The organism is Azospirillum melinis, from assembly GCF_013340935.1.
Lineage (GTDB): Bacteria > Pseudomonadota > Alphaproteobacteria > Azospirillales > Azospirillaceae > Azospirillum > Azospirillum melinis.
Map to the genome: position 1 here is coordinate 1 of NZ_WHOS01000097.1, position 15,691 is coordinate 15,691.

The following is a 15,691-nucleotide window of genomic DNA, read 5'->3' on the forward strand; positions in this document are numbered from 1 at the left end:
GCTACGGCCACAGCCCCTTGCTGGGCGGTCTGGTGGCATTGACCGCCACGCTGGGTGTCACCCCCTACATCGCTTTGCAGCTCAAAGCGGTCGCCGTCAGCTTCGACGCGCTGACCGGTGGCGGGCCGGGCGCTTGTCCCCCTCCGCCGCCGCCGCCGAAGCCGACCGGGGCCAAGATCGCCTCGCGCTTCGGCACGCCGTCGCGGTTCGGCCGTCCGACCGGGCGGCGCTGAGATGGATGAGTTGATCCGCAACGCGTCGCTGGCCCGCCGGCTGGCCATCGGCGACCGGCGGGCGGTGGGCGACGCCCCCTCCGTCGCCGACGAGGTGTCGGCAGACCGCGGCAAGCTGGCGGAGCTGGTCGGCTGCCTGTTCGACCGCAACGCCAGCGTGCGCATGCGCGCCGCCGACGCGCTGGAACGGGTGTCGCGCAGCAACGCCGGCTGGCTCGACCCCTATGTCGAGCATCTGCTGACCGATGCCGTCGCCATCGAGCAGGCGGAGGTGCGCTGGCACATCGCCCAGATCGTGCCGCGCCTGACCATGACGGAGGAGCAGCGCCACCGCGCCGCCGTCCTGCTGGCCGACTGGTTCGAGAACAGCCCCAGCCGCATCGTCCAGACCAGCGCGCTTCAGGCGGTGGTCGATCTGGCCGAATCGGATGCCGGCCTGCGCGCCACCTCGGCGGAGATGCTGGGCCGCGCCATGCGCTCCGGCGTGCCGTCGCTGGCCGCCCGCGCCCGCCGCATCCTGAAGCCCTTCGAGGTGGACGAGGCGACGCTGACCGCGGCCCTGGTGCGCGAGCAGACCGGCCTGACCCTGTCGATCCTGCCCGACCGTCTGGCGGTGGCGCAGCTGCCGCCGGGCAGCGGCCTGCCGGACTGGCTCGACTGGACCGACCCGCTGGTCGGCGCCACCCGCACGGGGGAGGAGTTGTCGATCCTCTGCCGGGAGGAACGCGTGCCTGAGGGTGTCAAGGCCGAACGCGGCTGGCGCGCCTTCCGGGTGGAGGGCGTGGTCGATTTCAGCCTGTTCGGCATCCTGGCCCGCATCGCCGTGCCGCTGGCCCAAGCCCATCTGCCGATCTTCGCGATCTCCACCTACAGCACCGACTATGTGCTGGTCCGCGCCGACGACCTCGACAAGGCGGCGGACGTGCTGGCGCTGACCTGCACGGTGAAGCGGTAGGGGCGTCCGTCAGGCGCCGCCGCCCTCCCGCTGGCTTCGCTCGGCGATCTCCTCGCGCTCGCCCATCTCCTCCCACTTCTTCTGGACCGGCTTGTCGGGGTCGCCGGAGGCCTTGCCGGTCTCATCGACCAGCTTGTCCTCGATCCGCTGGGCGGCGTTGGAAGGGGCGTCAGACTGGGCATCGGAGGTGCGGGAGGCGGAGCGGTCTTCAGCGGTCATGGCGGCGATCTCCGGATTTTTGCTGAACCCACGAACGGTTCCGACCTGATAACCACCCGCCCGGCCCGGCGGTTCCGCTCCCGTTTCAAAAATTGCATGTAGAAAAGAAATACAATTTTCCTGTTGCCCGGGCTTATTTATCACAGCGACAGTGGGGTCATTGACCATCAACCCCCGCGCGCAGAGGTTACCCCCATGAACGCGTCTCGCCTGTCGATACTGGCGGCAGTCGGCCTGCTGCCACTGACTTTGCTCGGGGCCTGCGCCCCGGCGCTGCCGACACCGGCCCCCACCAAGGAAGCGGTCTGGCTCGACCAGAACTGGAAACCGGGCGAGCGCTACTGGTACCACCATGCCAGCCAGGGCACCTCGACCTTCCCGATCTCCTATTCCTGGTTCATGGCGCTGGAGCAGCCGGACATCCGGGTCTTCGGCGAACCCAAAATGCTGGCGGACGAATCGTACCTACAGCAGTTCGGCTTCATCCCCAGCCCGAAGCGGCTGGGCGGCGCCACGGCGCGGGATTACGGCTATGGGGCGGAACCCGGTTCGGCCAAGGCGGTGCTGGCCGCCTACAACCAGTCGGAGGACGAGGTCAACCCGGACGGCCTGCCGGTCGGCTTCGCCCGCACCAAGGGCTATGTCGACCCGACGACCGGCACGCCGCTGCCCGACCAGATCGGCCTGACCTGCGCCGCCTGCCACACCGGCCATATCGAGTATAACGGCGTCAGCCTGCGCATCGACGGCGCGCCGGCCGTCATCAACCTCGATGCGCTGACGGCGGCGCTCGGCTATTCGCTGGCCTACACCAAGGTCCTGCCCGGCCGGTTCGACCGCTTCGCCGACCGCGTGCTCGGCCCCAACCGCACCGCCGAGCAGACGGCCGCCCTGCGCGAGCAGTTCGAGCAGACGCTGACCACCCTGGAAACCCTGGCGAAGCGCGGCGCGGCGCAGAGCGGCAATCCGGCGGTCACCGAAGGCTTCAACCGTCTGGACGCGCTGACCCGCATCGGCAACACCGTCTTCACCAACGACCTGCTGAACGGCAAGGTGGAGTTCGACCCCTTCACCAACGTCGCCGCAATCACGGCGCCGGTGAAGTATCCGCACATCTGGAACGCTTCCTGGTTCGACTGGGTGCAGTACGACGCCTCGATCATGCAGCCGATGGTGCGCAACGCCGGCGAGTCGATGGGCGTGGCGGCGCGGGTGAACCTGTCGAACCCGGACCGCAAGCTCTATGCCTCCTCCGTTCCGGTCGACACCCTCTACAGGATGGAGCAGTTGCTGGCCGGTCCCAACCCGCTGACCCGCAAGCCGGACGGCACCGTGACCGGGTTCCAGGGGCTGACCGCGCCGAAATGGCCGCAAGCCGTGCTCGGCACCGTCGATGAGGCCAAGCGGGCGCGCGGCGCGGGCCTGTACCAGGAGCTGTGCCAGGGCTGCCACCTGCCGCCGGTCGACAGCCCGGCCTTCTGGGATGCGAAATACTGGACCAAGCCGAACGCCGCCAAGCAGAGCTACCTGAAGGTCACGCCGATCAATGTCGGCACCGACCCGGCCCAGGCCAATATCCTGCAGACCCGGACGGTGCAACTGCCCGCCTTCCTGAAGGTCGATCCATCCAGCCTGTGCAACGGCAAGCCGGGCGAACCGGTCACGAAGGCCAGTTTCGCGGAGGCGCTGGGCTATGTCGTCCAGAAGACGGCCGAGACCGCCTATGACGAGAACAAGATCCCGCCCGCCAAGCGGGAGGAGATGAACGGCTTCCGTCCGAACTGCCTGCAGGCGGAAGCCGGATACAAGGCCCGTCCGCTGGATGGCATCTGGGCCGCCGGCCCCTACCTGCACAACGGCTCGGTCCCGACGCTCTACGACCTGCTGTCGCCGCTGGCCGAGCGGCCGAAGAGCTTCTGCCTCGGCCTGCGCAGCTTCGATCCGGTGAAGGTCGGCTACCGGACCGACTGCGCCGACGGCACCTTCACGCTGGACACCAAGATCCCCGGCAACACCAATGTCGGGCACCAGTTCGTCGGGTCCGGTGTCGCCGGCAGCGGCATCATCGGCCGCGGCCTGTCCGAGCAGGAGCGCTGGGATCTGGTGGAATATCTGAAGACCCTGTAACGCCCGCCCCCCGCCGGCCCGGCCCCGCGACCGGGCCGGCGGTCAGTCCTCCGCATGCAGCGCGTCGGCCAGCCGTTGCGCCAGGGCCGCCGCGTCGGCCGGCTCGTACGGCTCGGCGTGGCCGGAACCCCAGACCGGTCCCGGCCATGCCGGATCGCCGCGCGTCCGCCCGATCACATGGACGTGCAGCTGCGGCACCATGTTGCCCAGCGCCCCGACATTGATCTTGTCCGGCGCGAACAGCCGCTCCACCACGCGGGAGGCCAGCGCGATCTCCCGCATCAGCGTCGCCTGATCCCCGTCGTCCAGCCGGTGGATTTCCACCGCACCCTCGCGCATCGGCACCAGGATCAGCCAGGGCCACAGCCGGTTGTTCATCAACAGGACCCGGCAAAGCTCCAGATCGGTCACAGGGCAGGTATCGGCCTGTAGCCGTTCGTTAAGGGAAAACATGCTTCACTCCTCTCTGATACTGGCTGTCCGGTAGTGGCCGGAAGCATCGTCCGGGAATATTCCGGAGGCTGCCCTGTTGTAGCCGGCAGTGGCGGGCCAACCGCGAAGCTTGTATAGAAGGCCGTGCGCGCCGGCCATATGGCACGGGCGGCTTTCGTTGGACGATTTTAGAGTTCGGTCCGAGGCAATGGTCGGGGCGGCAACGATCCCCTTGCGCCATTTCCGCGGGCCGTATCCATGTTTTCTGGTGCGGCGAGCGAGAACGACCCACATGCGCAAATCGGCCTTTGCGGTTCTGATCCTGGTGATCCTCGGCAACATCGCCTTCTGGGCGCTGTGGAACCGTCCGGTGGACGAGCGGTCCTGGGCCGGCGCCATCACCGGCGTCGCCTATACCCCCTTTCATTCGGACAAGAGCCCGTCGAAGGGCGACAAGGCGTCCGCCGACGACATCGAAAAGGACATGACGGCGCTGGAAGGCGCGGTGAAGGCCGTCAGAACCTATTCGACCACCGACGGCTCGGAAATGGTCGCGGCCATCGCCGCCAAGCACGGCCTGCCGGTGACCGCCGGCGCCTGGACCGCCGGCAAGCCGGAGATCGACGAGCCCGAACTGGCCGGCCTGATCAAGCTGGCCCGCGCCAACAGCAACGTCCGCCGCGTGCTGGTCGGCAACGAGGCGATCCTGCGCGCCGACCTGACGGTCCCGCAGGCCATCGAGTACGTCAAGCGGGTGAAGAAGAAGGTCAATGTCCCGGTCTCCATCGCCGAGCCGTGGCACGTCTGGCTGAAGAACCCCGAACTGGCCGACGCGGTGGACTTCCTCGCCGTCCATCTGCTGCCCTACTGGGAAGGCGTGCCGGTCGACCAGTCGGTCGATTACGCCATGTTCCGCTACAACGAGCTGAAGGCGAAGTTCCCGAACAAGCACATCCTGATCGGCGAGATCGGCTGGCCGGCCGACGGCCCTTGGCGCCGTGGCGCCGAGGCGAGCCAGGTCAATCAGGCCAAGTTCATCCGCAACTTCCTGAACGTGGCCGCCCAGAACAAGCTCGACTACTTCATCATGGAGGCCTTCGACCAGCCCTGGAAGCGGGAGATCGAAGGCACGGCGGGCACCAGCTGGGGCCTGTGGGACTATCAGCGCAACCCGAAATTCCCGATGATCGGCGGGGTGCACGAGGTCCGCAACTGGGAAATCAAGTGCGCCACCGCCGTGGCGCTGGGCTTCCTGCCGCTGGTGTTCTTCCTGTGGCGCCGCAGCGACCTGAAGATCGGCGGCCAGATCTTCTACGGCGGGCTGATCCAGGCGGTCGCCTCCGTGCTTGTCTTCACCGTCAGCGCCGCCTCGGCCGCCGGTCTGGCGCTCACCACCGAAATCGCCTGGGGCCTGCTGATCTTCTGCCAGCTGGTGCTGTTCGCGGTCATGCTGATCGACGGCATGGAGCTGACCGAGGTCGTCTGGCAGCACAAGTTCAAGCGCAAGTTCATCCCCTGCTCCGCCGCCCCGCTGCCCAACGCGGCGAAGGTGTCGATCCATGTGCCCTGCTACAACGAGCCGCCGCACATGGTCATGCAGACGCTCGATGCGCTGGCCGCCCTCGATTACCCGAACTACGAAGTCCTGCTGCTGGACAACAACACCAAGGATCCGGCGGTCTGGCGGCCGATCGAGGAGTATTGCCGGAAGCTGGGGCCGAAGTTCCGCTTCTTCCACCTCGACAACTGGCCGGGCTTCAAGGCCGGTGCGCTGAACTTCGGTCTGGCGCAGACCGCCCCCGATGCCGAGCACATCGCCGTCATCGACAGCGACTATCAGGTCCACCCGGACTGGCTGAAGGCGACCATCCCGCACTTCAACCGGCCGGAGGTCGGCTTCGTCCAGTCGCCGCAGGACTATCGCGAGTGGGAACACGACCTGTTCCAGCGCATGACCAACTGGGAATATGCCGGCTTCTTCCACATCGGCATGATCCAGCGCAACGAGCGCAACGCGATCATCCAGCACGGCACCATGACCATCATCCGCAAGTCGGCCCTGGAAAAGGTCGGCCGCTGGGGCGAATGGTGCATCACTGAGGACGCCGACCTCGGCCTGCGCCTGTTCGAGCATGGCTATGAAGCCGTCTACATGCCGGAAAGCTATGGCAAGGGCCTCGTGCCCGACAGCTTCTCCGCCTATAAGACGCAGCGCTTCCGCTGGGCCTATGGTGCGGTGCAGATACTGAAGCACCACTGGCGCCAGCTGTCGCCCGGTGCCAAGGAGCTGACCGCCGGCCAGAAATACCACTTCATCACCGGCTGGCTGCCCTGGTTCGCCGACGCCGCCCACATGGTGTTCGGCATCGCCGGCATCCTGTGGTCCATCGGGCTGATGGCCTTCCCGAAATACTTCGAGTTCCCGCCCAACGTCTTCATGATCCCGACGCTCAGCGTCTTCGCCTTCAAGGTCGGTGCCTCGCTCTGGCTCTACGAGGCGCGGGTGAAGTGCGGCTTCTGGGACAAGGTCGGCGCGGCGGTGGCCGGCATGGCGCTGACCCACACGGTCGGCCGCGCCATGTGGCTCGGCATGTTCACCTCCGGCCGTCCCTTCGTCCGCACGCCGAAGTGCGAGAACCAGCCGGCGCTGATGCAGGCCTTCCTGATGGCGCGGGAGGAGCTGGTTCTGCTGGTGTCGCTGTGGGGGGCCGCGCTCGCCATCGTCATGGTCTTCGGCCATGAGAACCGCGACGCCTTCATGTGGTCGGGCCTGCTGGTGGTGCAGTCGCTGCCCTATCTGGCCGCCTTCATCACCGCGCTGATCAACGTCTTCCCGACCATCGGCTTCGGCAAGCGCAAGCCGGAAGCCACCGACGAGGCCGTCGGCGCCGGGGCCGGCGACTGATGGTCATAGGCCGGCGCTTCGGCTTGGAAGGAAGCGCCGGCTCTGCCAGACTGGATCGCCAGGGGTAACCAGTCCCGGGAGGCGGCTCATGTCCGGCAATCTCACCTCCGGGCGTGGCATCGGCCCGCCGGAGTTCAGCGTCCGCACCACCGCGGGCGTCGAGCGGACCGGCAGCGCCACCGACCGCAACCACCGCCGCAACCCACGGCGGGAACAGCAGGACCGCGAGCAGGAGCGGCGCGACCGGAGCCCGCCCAACCCGCAGCGCCGCCGCCTCTACGATCTGCTGTTCGATGAGGTCGACCAGTTCGACGGGCTGGACGACCGGCAGCGCAGCCGGCTGAAGGACAGCCTCCGCAACCATCTGTCCCGAAGCACCCCTGCCCCCCCGACTGCTGCAGCGTCGGTTCCTCATGACGAGGAGGCGCTGGCCGAGGCCTTGCTGAAGGACCCGGCGGCGCCGATTCCGGTCGATCCCGAACACATCATCCAGGCCGTCGCCGCGACGGCGCCGGAGCAGGATGCGGAAACCGCCCGGATGGCCGAACAGCTGCGCGACTGCCTCTCCCGCAACACCGACCGCGCCCGCAAGGTGGCGGTCTATCTGCATCTGCTGCTGACGCTGGAGGGAGCGTTCCGGCCGCATATGGTGGTGGATGTGTAGCAGAGCCGGTTATCGCGGACAGTAATCGGGCCCTATTCCGCATCGACCAGAAACAGGACGCCCCGGCTTCCTTCCAAGACCCGATGGCTTTTGCCCGCCGGGACGACGAAAAAATCACCCGCCGCCATGTCGATCAACTCGCCTTCGACGTCCAGCGTCATGTTGCCTTCCAGAACGAAAAGCGCCTCGTCAAATTCGGCATGGCTTTCCAATGGAATGCCCGCCTCATCCATACGGATGATTTTCAGATTGGCACCGGCGATCTTGCCAATGATCCGGGATCTCCACGCCTGAGGCAGCGCCGTCGTTTCCGCGATCAGATTCATCATCTGCTTTCCTTCGCAACCCTTTGATCTGTCGTTGATTTCTGCGACAAAACCCTGCGGCCGAATCCTGCAGCCAAAAAAAAGCCCGCCGCCCTCTCGGGCAGCGGGCTTCCGGACCCATCAGATGCTTTACTCCGGCGAGGAGGCTTCGCCGTCGGCTTCCGGGGTGCCCATCATCGCATCGGCGACCAGACCGGCGTTGCCACGGATCTTGGCCTCGATGGCGTCGGCCATCTCCGGGTTGTTGCGCAGATAGGTTTTGGCGTTCTCGCGGCCCTGGCCGATGCGGGTGCCGTCATAGCTGAACCATGCACCCGACTTGTCCACCACGCTGGCCTGGATGCCGAGGTCGAGCAGTTCGCCGACCTTCGACACGCCCTCGCCATACATGATGTCGAACTCGACCACGCGGAACGGCGGGGCCATCTTGTTCTTCACCACCTTGACGCGGGTCTGGTTGCCGACGACGGTGTCGCGGTCCTTGATCGAGCCGATGCGGCGGATGTCGAGACGGACGGAGGCGTAGAACTTCAGCGCGTTGCCGCCGGTCGTCGTCTCCGGGTTGCCGAACATCACGCCGATCTTCAGGCGGATCTGGTTGATGAAGATCACCAGGCAGTTCGACTTGGAGATCGAGCCGGTCAGCTTGCGCAGGGCCTGGCTCATCAGGCGGGCGTGCAGGCCGACATGGCTGTCGCCCATCTCGCCTTCCAGTTCGGCGCGCGGCACCAGCGCTGCGACCGAGTCGACCACCAGCACGTCGATGGCGCCGGAGCGCACCAGCGTGTCGGCGATCTCCAGCGCCTGTTCGCCGGCATCCGGCTGGGAGATCAGCAGCTCGTCGATGTTGACGCCCAGCTTGCGGGCATAGGACGGGTCGAGCGCATGCTCGGCATCGACGAAGGCGCAGGTGCCGCCGGCCTTCTGGGCCTGGGCGATGGCGTGCAGGGCCAGCGTGGTCTTGCCCGAGCTTTCCGGCCCGTAGATTTCGATGATGCGGCCCTTCGGCAGGCCGCCGATGCCCAGCGCGATGTCGAGACCGAGCGAGCCGGTGGAAATCACCTCCGTCTCGACCAGGTTCTCCTTGGCACCGAGCTTCATGATCGAGCCCTTGCCGAACGCGCGTTCGATCTGGCTCAGGGCGGCATCGAGCGCCTTCTGCTTGTCCATGGAATCCTTCTCGACCAAACGAAGCTGTGCGGACGACATGCCCGGTACCCCTCTCTTAGAACACACGGTCGGCGCTCTTGCAACGAGGCTGAATGTACTCTCTTCGTTCTCGTTTGCAAGGGTTGATGTTGCCTGTGCGTTCCTATTTTACGCGGGATGCCGGGGCCCGTTTTCGCGAACGAATTCGCTCCTCCCCACCCCCTTCACCGCCCGTCGCGGATGACCTCCTTCACCTTGGAAGCCAGCTGTTTCAGCGAGAAGGGCTTGGGCAGGAAATGGGCGACTTCGACGCCGTCGATCTCGCCCAGCCGGTCCTCGGCATAGCCGGAGATGAAGATGACCCGCATCTCCGGGCGCAGCCTGCGGACATGGCGGGCCAGCGTCGGGCCATCCATCTGCGGCATCACCACGTCGGTGATCAGCAGGTCGATGGAGGCGCCGTTGTTCTCGATCTGCTGCAGGGCCGCCTCGCCGTTCTTCGCCTCCAGCACCTGATAGCCCTTGTTGCGCAGCGCGCGGGCGGAGAAGACGCGCACCGCGTCCTCGTCCTCCACCAGCAGGATGATGCCGGTGCCGGTCAGGTCGCTGCCGCGCCGCTCGCGCGGCTCCGCCGTATCGACCGGGCGCAGCTCGCCCTGGTGGTGAGGCAGCAGGATGGTGAAGGTCGTTCCCTCCCCCACCGCCGAATCGACCAGCACGAAGCCGCCGGTCTGCCGCACGATGCCGTAGACCGTCGACAGGCCGAGCCCGGTGCCCGATCCGACCTCCTTGGTCGTATAGAAGGGCTCGAAGATGCGCTGGAGATTCTCCCGCGCGATGCCGCAACCGGTGTCGATCACCTCGATGGAGACATAGCTGCCGGCCGGTACCGTCTCGTGCTCCCGCCGTTCCGGCTGGCTGACGATGTAGTTGGTGGTGTTGATGATCAGCTTGCCGCCACCGGCCATGGCGTCGCGGGCATTGACCACCAGATTGATGATGACCTGCTCCAGCTGGTTCTGGTCGACCTTGACCAGACCCAGGTCGCGGCCATGGATCATCTTCAGTTCGATGTTCTCGCCGATCAGCCGGCGCAGCAGGTTCGCCAGTTCCGCCAGCACGTCGGTCACGTTGATGACGCGCGGCTGCAGGGTCTGCTGGCGCGAGAAGGCCAGCAGCTGCCGCACGAGGTTGGCGGCGCGGTTGGCGTTCTGCTTGATCTGCATGATGTCGCTGAAGGACTGGTCGCCCGGCTTGTGACGCAGCAGCAGCAGGTCGCAGAAGCCGATCATCGCCGTCAGCAGGTTGTTGAAGTCGTGCGCCACGCCGCCGGCCAGCTGGCCGACCGCCTGCATCTTCTGCGACTGGGCGAACTGGGCCTCCAGGCTCTTGCGCTCCGTCATGTCGATGAAGTGCAGGATCAGGCCGACACCGTCGCCACGCGCCCCATCTCCCCTGGCACCGTCTGCGCGGCCATCGCCCCTGCCATCCGTCCGCACCGGGTTGGCGAGGCGCCGGGCATAGAGCTGGGCGGTCAGCTCGCGCCCGCCGGACAGCCGGACCTCCAGCGGGTGGGCCGGGTCGGCGCCGCCCTGCACCGCCCGCAGCCGGGCGATCACCGCCTCGCGCTCCGCCGGAACGATCAGGTCGGCCATCGGGCGGTTGATGACGCTGCCGGTCTCGCTGCCGATCAGCGCCAGGAAGGCCTCGTTGCATTCGGTCAGCTGCCCGGTCTCGTCGACGAGCGCGATGCCGATGGGCGCATCCTCGAAGAAGCGCTGGAACCGCTGCTCGGACTGGCGCAGCGCCTCCTGCCACTCCCGTTCCGGGGACAGGTCGCGCACCACCGAGCGGGTGTGGATGGTGCCGTCGTCGGCATGCACCACGCTCTGCGCCACCGCGACCTGGAACCGCCGGCTGCGCAGACCCACCATGGTCAGCTCGCCGCGCTGCTCGCTGCCGCCATGGTCGAACAGGTCGTAGGGGGCGGCGGAAACCGGAGGAGCCGCCAGGATGCCGTGCAGCCGCGCCTCACCGTCCGTCAGGTCGCCGGGGGCCGCCTCCAGCCATTGCGCCAGGGTGGCATTCACGAACAGGAAATGGCCGTTCTGATCGACCGAGAAAAAGCCGACCGGTGCATGCTCCATGAAGTCGGCGAGCTTGGCCTGCTCGCGCAGCATGACATGCTCCAGCTCTCGCCGGGCGGTGATGTCCTCGATCCGCCAGTGAACGGAGCCGGGGAAGCCGGCCACCGGCTGGCCCTGCACCTTGCGCCATTCCGGCGGGTGGCCGTCGAGCGCCGGGATCGCCAGCTCGGCCGAGGCGGCGCCGCCTGCCTTCACCCGTTCGCGCAGGCGGCGGAATTCGCGCGCGCTGTCGGGGTCGCCGGAGAATTGGCGGGCCAGGGCCTCCAGCGGCCGTTCGCCGCGGCGCCAGCCCGCCAGCTCGCGGAAGGCGGCGTTGACGAACACCACATCGTCCGTTCCGTCGCAGACCAGCTGCCCGGCCGGCATCCCTTCCAGCGCACCGCCGAGAAGCGCGCCGATGCGGGCCGACCGCCGCACCACCGACACGCTGCGGGCGATCAGCAGGGCCACACCCAAGGCCACCAGCGCCGCCCCCAGCCAGCCGACCGCATCGCGCTCCAACAGCAATCCGGCGGCCAGCACCAGCAGTCCGGCCGGCGCCAGCGCATATTGGAGCAGCATCGACACACCGCCGGACGAAGCCTTGCGGATCACTGCATTGCCCGCGCTGTCGGAAAGGGAAGTTGTGTCGTCCACCAATACTCCAAACCCCACACGGTCCGGCCGGGAAATGTCCCGGTCCGCACTTGCCCGTCACACCACCTGCGATGGCCGGCCGATCCAACCGATCCCGCCGACCCCGTCAACCGCCCCATCAACCATCACGGGGCCGGATCCGTTGCGCCCATAGCGGTTGCACCCGGATCAATTGCGCAGCGACCGCCCTTTCAGCTTGAAGACATAGGTGATGACTTCGGCGACCGCCCGATAATGCTCGGATGGCACTTCCGCGTCGATATCGCAAGCGGCATAGAGCGCACGGGCAAGAGGCGGATTTTCTATGACCGGCACATTGTTCGATTCGGCGATCTCGCGAATCTTGAAGGCGACCTGATCGACGCCCTTCGCCAGCACCATCGGCGCGCCCATCTGGGTCGGATCGTATTTCAGCGCAACCGCAAAGTGGGTCGGGTTGGTCACCACCACGTCGGCGTTCGGCACCGCGGCCATCATGCGCTTGCGCGCGCGTTCGAACCGGATCTGCCGGATGCGGCCCTTGACCACGGGGTCGCCTTCCTGCTGCTTGTGCTCGTCCTTCACCTCCTGCTTGGTCATCTTCATCTTCTTGTCGAACTGCTGCTTCTGCCACAGGAAGTCGCCGGCGGCGATGAAGGTCAGGACGACGAGGACCCAGACCAGCAACCGGTGGGCAAGACCGTCCATCTGCAGCAGCATGGCGACGATGTCGATGCCGATATAGGCCTCGATGCCGCCGAACATCGGCACCAGCGCCATGTAGGCGACCCCGCCGACCACCCCCAGCTTGACGATGCTCTTCAGCAGCTCCACGCCCTGGTTGGCCTTGAACATGTTCATCAGGCCGGGCAGCGGGTTCAGCTTGCCGAACTTCGGCGAGATCAGTTCCCACGAGACATGGAAGCCGGTCTGCCCGATGGTCGACATGACGCCGGCCACCACGAACAGCAGGATGGGCAGCCACAGCGCCCACATGGCGTCGCTCATCACCCGGAACAGCAGCGCGCCGACTCCGGCCCGGTCGAAGGTGATGCGGTCCAGATTTTCGAAATAATAGTTCAGGCGGAAGACCAGCCCCTTCAAGGTGCCGGGCAGGATGGAGACCAGAACCACCAGCATCGCCGCGACCATCAACCAGTTCGCGGCCTCGCGGGTCATCGCGAACTGGCCCTGTTTGTGGGCCTCGTCGAGCTTTTTTCCCGTCGGGTCTTCTGTTTTGGAGGACTCGTCAGCTTCTTCCGACACCGGCGCCCTCCCTCTACAGCGGCTTCAGGAATTCGATGAAGGTCGATTCGAAGCGCGACAGCCAGAACAACATCATCGCCCCCAGCGTCAGGGCGAACATGAACAGGCCCAGCAGCACCTGGACCGAGGTGAAGAGCTGGAACACCTGCACCTGCGGCGCCAGCTTGTTCAAGAGCCCCAGCGCCAGCGCGAACAGGATGCCGGTGATCAGGAAGGGGGCGGCCATCTGCACCCCCATCATGAAGCTCTTCGACACCAGCTGCCCGATCACATTCGCCATGTCGTCGATCGGGATCGCCGCCCCGGGCGTGAAGGTGGAATAGCTGTCGACCACCGCCATGATCAGCAGATGGTGCAGGTCGGTGACGAACAGCAGAAGCAGCCCCAGCCACCCCATCAGCGAACCGGGCAGCGAACCGGCGGACGCCATCGCCGGGTTGAAGATCTGCGCGTTGGCCAGCCCGCTCTGCAGGCTGATGATGGTGCCGGCCACCTCCAGCGCGCCCATCAGCAGCCGGGCGATGGTGCCCATGAAGATGCCGATGGTCATCTCGCCGGCGGCCAGCACCAGCAGCTGGAACGGATTGCCCGGCATCGGCGGCAGCATCGGCCGGATCGCCGGCGCCGCCACCATGCTGACCACCAGCGCGAACAGCAGCCGCGCACGGGTGGGAACGAAGGCGTCGCCGATGGTCGGCATCACGCTGAAGGCGGTGCCGACCCGCATGAAGACCAGCATCCAGACGAAGATCTGTTCGCCCAGCAGCTGTTGCAGGATGGTCATTGGCCCGCCGCGGCGGCGGTCGGGGCCGGGGCGGGCGTCACGCCGGTGCCGGGGGTGAAGGGCGCGCCGCCGTTTTCGTTGGCGCCGACGCCGACGGCGACGATGCGGTCGGCGACCTCATGTTCGAAGAACTCGGTCAGCTTTCCCAGCATGAAAGGCATCAGCAGGATGCTGAGCCCGAAGACCAGCATCACCTTCGGCACCATGGCGATGGTCTGCTCGCTGATCTGTGTGACGGCCTGGAAGATGGAGATGACGGTGCCGACCGCCATCATGATGACCAGAATCGGCCCGCACACGATCACCAGCGTGACGATCGAGGTGCGGCAAAGCTCGATGACTTCGGTCTCGTTCATAACTGCAAGCTGGGCATGACGGCGTCTGGGACCGGGCGCAGGCCGTCACATCGGCATGCGCAGGATTTCCTGATAGGCGTTCAGCACCTTGTCGCGCACGGCGGTGACGGTCTGCAGCGTCACCTCGGCGTTGGTCACCGCCTGGACGACGTCGTTCAGGTCGGCCTTGCCGACGGCGGCCATCGCCGAGATGTCCTCGCTCTTCTTCAGGGTGCCGATGCTCTCCTTGGCCGCCTGTTCCAGCACGTCGCCGAAGGACACGCCGTCGCGCGCGGCCATGCCGGGACCGGTCGTCTTGGCGGCGGTGGTGGCATAGGCCGCGGCGGCGTTCAGCGGATTGATCATGGCGGCGGTTCCGGTCGGTCAGGAAGGTTGGCGGGCGTGAGACGGTGAACTGTCAGGTGCGCAGGAGGTCGAGCGTGCGGGTCAGCATCTGGCGCGCGGTGTCGATGGCCGACAGGTTGGCTTCGTAGCTGCGCTGGGCCTCGCGCATGTCCATCGCCTCCACCACCGAATTGACGTTGGGCATCAGGACATAGCCCTCAGCGTCGGCCGACGGGTGCGACGGGTCGTACTTGCGCTGGAAATCGCTCTTATCCACATCGACCTTGGCGACGCGGACCTTGTCGACGTCCATCGCCCGGTCCAGCTCGTTCTTGAAGATGACGGTCTTGCGGCGATAGGGCAGATCGCCGGGCGTCTCGGCGGTGGTGTTGGCGTTGGCCAGATTCTCCGAAATGACCTTCAGGCGCGTGCCCTGCGCCTTCATGCCCGAGGCGGACACCGCCATCGACTTGTAGAGATCCATCGCACCGCCTCCTCAAAACCCCGCCAGAAAAATCGGCCGGAAAGACATTCAGCTGCCCGAGCGGATCGCCGACTTGATCATCGCCACCTGCTTCTTATACAGGTTCGTGATGGTCTGATAATCCATCGAACTCTGGCTCATCCGCATCATCTGGTCTTCCAGCACGACGTTGTTGCCGTCCGGCGCCGTCTCGTACGGATCGCGCACCTTCTGTTCCTGGGCCATGCCGCCGGCGCCGCGGGTGCCGGCGAGATGGGACGCGTTGGTCGCCACCGGGGTCAGCCGCCGGCTGTCGCTCAGCGCGTCGCGGAAGCTGAAGGGCTTCAGGTCCCGGCTCTTGTATTCGGGCGTGTCGGCGTTGGCGATGTTCTGCGACAGGACTTCCTGGCGTTGGGTCAGCCAGTCCATCTTGCGCGACATCAGTTTGAAGAGTCCGAGATTTCCGAGGTCCATCGCCCTGATCCCGCCACCAAGACCGCCGCCGATTCCGCCAGATGCCGCCCTGACGGCGGCGTCCGGCAAGGATATCGCCATAGAGGACAATGGTCGCCCGTTTGCGTTAACGAAGGATGAATCCTTACCTGCGCGAATCGGTTGGGATGACCGCCTTTACAGTTCGTTAAGCCTACCGGTCCAGGATGCGGCGCAGGAAGGATCCTCTGACCAAGGCCGCCTGTTGTCCGCGCCGGTCTCTTATACACAGCT

At 66.4% G+C, this 15,691-nt stretch carries 16 protein-coding genes; 5 read left to right on the forward strand and 11 right to left on the reverse strand.

What is annotated here, in order from left to right; translation table 11 throughout:
- Positions 1-233, forward strand: a 233-nt coding sequence (locus GBZ48_RS34175) for a hypothetical protein (RefSeq protein WP_174475102.1), incomplete at its 5' end; no start/stop codon positions are given.
- A 1-nt stretch (position 234) separates the two neighbouring features.
- Positions 235-1,188, forward strand: a complete 954-nt coding sequence (locus tag GBZ48_RS34180; protein ID WP_174475103.1) for an ACT domain-containing protein — start codon at positions 235-237, stop codon at positions 1,186-1,188.
- A 9-nt stretch (positions 1,189-1,197) separates the two neighbouring features.
- On the opposite strand, the gene GBZ48_RS34185 is transcribed toward GBZ48_RS34180, so the two are convergent.
- Entirely contained in the window at positions 1,198-1,407 is a 210-nt protein-coding gene (locus GBZ48_RS34185; RefSeq protein WP_174475104.1) for a hypothetical protein, read from the reverse strand.
- Between the two features lie 195 nt (positions 1,408-1,602).
- On the opposite strand from GBZ48_RS34185, the gene GBZ48_RS34190 reads away from it, so the two are divergent.
- Positions 1,603-3,534 (forward strand): di-heme-cytochrome C peroxidase, encoded by a 1,932-nt coding sequence (locus GBZ48_RS34190; protein ID WP_174475105.1) that lies wholly within the window; start codon positions 1,603-1,605, stop codon positions 3,532-3,534.
- A gap of 42 nt (positions 3,535-3,576) precedes the next feature.
- Here the strand turns inward: GBZ48_RS34190 and GBZ48_RS34195 are convergent, their stop codons facing one another.
- Entirely contained in the window at positions 3,577-3,987 is a 411-nt protein-coding gene (locus GBZ48_RS34195; protein ID WP_174475106.1) for an HIT domain-containing protein, read from the reverse strand.
- 271 nt (positions 3,988-4,258) lie between these two features.
- Here GBZ48_RS34195 and GBZ48_RS34200 point away from each other — a divergent pair, with 271 nt between their 5' ends.
- Both GBZ48_RS34200 and GBZ48_RS34205 read left to right on the forward strand, forming a co-directional pair.
- A complete protein-coding gene (locus tag GBZ48_RS34200) occupies positions 4,259-6,871 on the forward strand; it encodes a glycosyltransferase (protein ID WP_174475107.1) in 2,613 nt (870 codons plus the stop codon).
- An 88-nt stretch (positions 6,872-6,959) separates the two neighbouring features.
- A complete protein-coding gene (locus GBZ48_RS34205) occupies positions 6,960-7,535 on the forward strand; it encodes a hypothetical protein (RefSeq protein WP_174475108.1) in 576 nt (191 codons plus the stop codon).
- Between the two features lie 32 nt (positions 7,536-7,567).
- On the opposite strand, the gene GBZ48_RS34210 is transcribed toward GBZ48_RS34205, so the two are convergent.
- The 9 genes from GBZ48_RS34210 to flgB form a co-directional block, all read right to left on the reverse strand.
- On the reverse strand, positions 7,568-7,864 hold the full coding sequence (locus GBZ48_RS34210; RefSeq protein ID WP_174475109.1) for a cupin domain-containing protein: 297 nt from the start codon (positions 7,862-7,864) through the stop codon (positions 7,568-7,570).
- A gap of 126 nt (positions 7,865-7,990) precedes the next feature.
- Positions 7,991-9,070 (reverse strand): recombinase RecA, encoded by a 1,080-nt coding sequence (gene recA / locus GBZ48_RS34215; protein ID WP_174475110.1) that lies wholly within the window; start codon positions 9,068-9,070, stop codon positions 7,991-7,993.
- A 164-nt stretch (positions 9,071-9,234) separates the two neighbouring features.
- A complete protein-coding gene (locus GBZ48_RS34220) occupies positions 9,235-11,793 on the reverse strand; it encodes an ATP-binding protein (protein WP_174475111.1) in 2,559 nt (852 codons plus the stop codon).
- Positions 11,794-11,961: 168 nt separating this feature from the next.
- Positions 11,962-13,038: a flagellar biosynthesis protein FlhB gene (gene flhB, locus GBZ48_RS34225; protein WP_174475112.1), complete on the reverse strand. Its 1,077-nt coding sequence runs from the start codon at positions 13,036-13,038 to the stop codon at positions 11,962-11,964.
- Positions 13,039-13,051: 13 nt separating this feature from the next.
- Entirely contained in the window at positions 13,052-13,822 is a 771-nt protein-coding gene (gene fliR, locus GBZ48_RS34230; protein WP_174475113.1) for a flagellar biosynthetic protein FliR, read from the reverse strand.
- Complete coding sequence (locus GBZ48_RS34235; protein ID WP_174475114.1) at positions 13,819-14,178, reverse strand: flagellar biosynthetic protein FliQ; 360 nt, start codon at positions 14,176-14,178, stop codon at positions 13,819-13,821. Before GBZ48_RS34235 ends, fliR begins: the two co-directional genes overlap by 4 nt.
- Positions 14,179-14,223: 45 nt before the next feature.
- Complete coding sequence (gene fliE / locus GBZ48_RS34240) at positions 14,224-14,523, reverse strand: flagellar hook-basal body complex protein FliE (protein WP_174475115.1); 300 nt, start codon at positions 14,521-14,523, stop codon at positions 14,224-14,226.
- Positions 14,524-14,575: 52 nt separating this feature from the next.
- A complete protein-coding gene (gene flgC / locus GBZ48_RS34245; RefSeq protein WP_174475116.1) occupies positions 14,576-14,986 on the reverse strand; it encodes a flagellar basal body rod protein FlgC in 411 nt (136 codons plus the stop codon).
- A 48-nt stretch (positions 14,987-15,034) separates the two neighbouring features.
- A complete protein-coding gene (gene flgB, locus GBZ48_RS34250; RefSeq protein WP_109086563.1) occupies positions 15,035-15,439 on the reverse strand; it encodes a flagellar basal body rod protein FlgB in 405 nt (134 codons plus the stop codon).
- Between the last annotated feature and the right edge of the window lie 252 nt (positions 15,440-15,691).

Excerpts from the sequence above, each read along its gene's own strand:
- GBZ48_RS34180 (WP_174475103.1), top strand. The coding sequence starts at position 235 with ATGGATGAGTTGATCCGCAACGCGTCGCTGGCCCGCCGGCTGGCCATC.
- GBZ48_RS34185 (WP_174475104.1), bottom strand. The coding sequence starts at position 1,407 with ATGACCGCTGAAGACCGCTCCGCCTCCCGCACCTCCGATGCCCAGTCT.
- GBZ48_RS34190 (WP_174475105.1), top strand. The coding sequence starts at position 1,603 with ATGAACGCGTCTCGCCTGTCGATACTGGCGGCAGTCGGCCTGCTGCCA.
- GBZ48_RS34195 (WP_174475106.1), bottom strand. The coding sequence starts at position 3,987 with ATGTTTTCCCTTAACGAACGGCTACAGGCCGATACCTGCCCTGTGACC.
- GBZ48_RS34200 (WP_174475107.1), top strand. The coding sequence starts at position 4,259 with ATGCGCAAATCGGCCTTTGCGGTTCTGATCCTGGTGATCCTCGGCAAC.
- GBZ48_RS34205 (WP_174475108.1), top strand. The coding sequence starts at position 6,960 with ATGTCCGGCAATCTCACCTCCGGGCGTGGCATCGGCCCGCCGGAGTTC.
- GBZ48_RS34210 (WP_174475109.1), bottom strand. The coding sequence starts at position 7,864 with ATGATGAATCTGATCGCGGAAACGACGGCGCTGCCTCAGGCGTGGAGA.
- recA (WP_174475110.1), bottom strand. The coding sequence starts at position 9,070 with ATGTCGTCCGCACAGCTTCGTTTGGTCGAGAAGGATTCCATGGACAAG.
- fliR (WP_174475113.1), bottom strand. The coding sequence starts at position 13,822 with ATGACCATCCTGCAACAGCTGCTGGGCGAACAGATCTTCGTCTGGATG.
- GBZ48_RS34235 (WP_174475114.1), bottom strand. The coding sequence starts at position 14,178 with ATGAACGAGACCGAAGTCATCGAGCTTTGCCGCACCTCGATCGTCACG.
- fliE (WP_174475115.1), bottom strand. The coding sequence starts at position 14,523 with ATGATCAATCCGCTGAACGCCGCCGCGGCCTATGCCACCACCGCCGCC.
- flgC (WP_174475116.1), bottom strand. The coding sequence starts at position 14,986 with ATGGATCTCTACAAGTCGATGGCGGTGTCCGCCTCGGGCATGAAGGCG.
- flgB (WP_109086563.1), bottom strand. The coding sequence starts at position 15,439 with ATGGACCTCGGAAATCTCGGACTCTTCAAACTGATGTCGCGCAAGATG.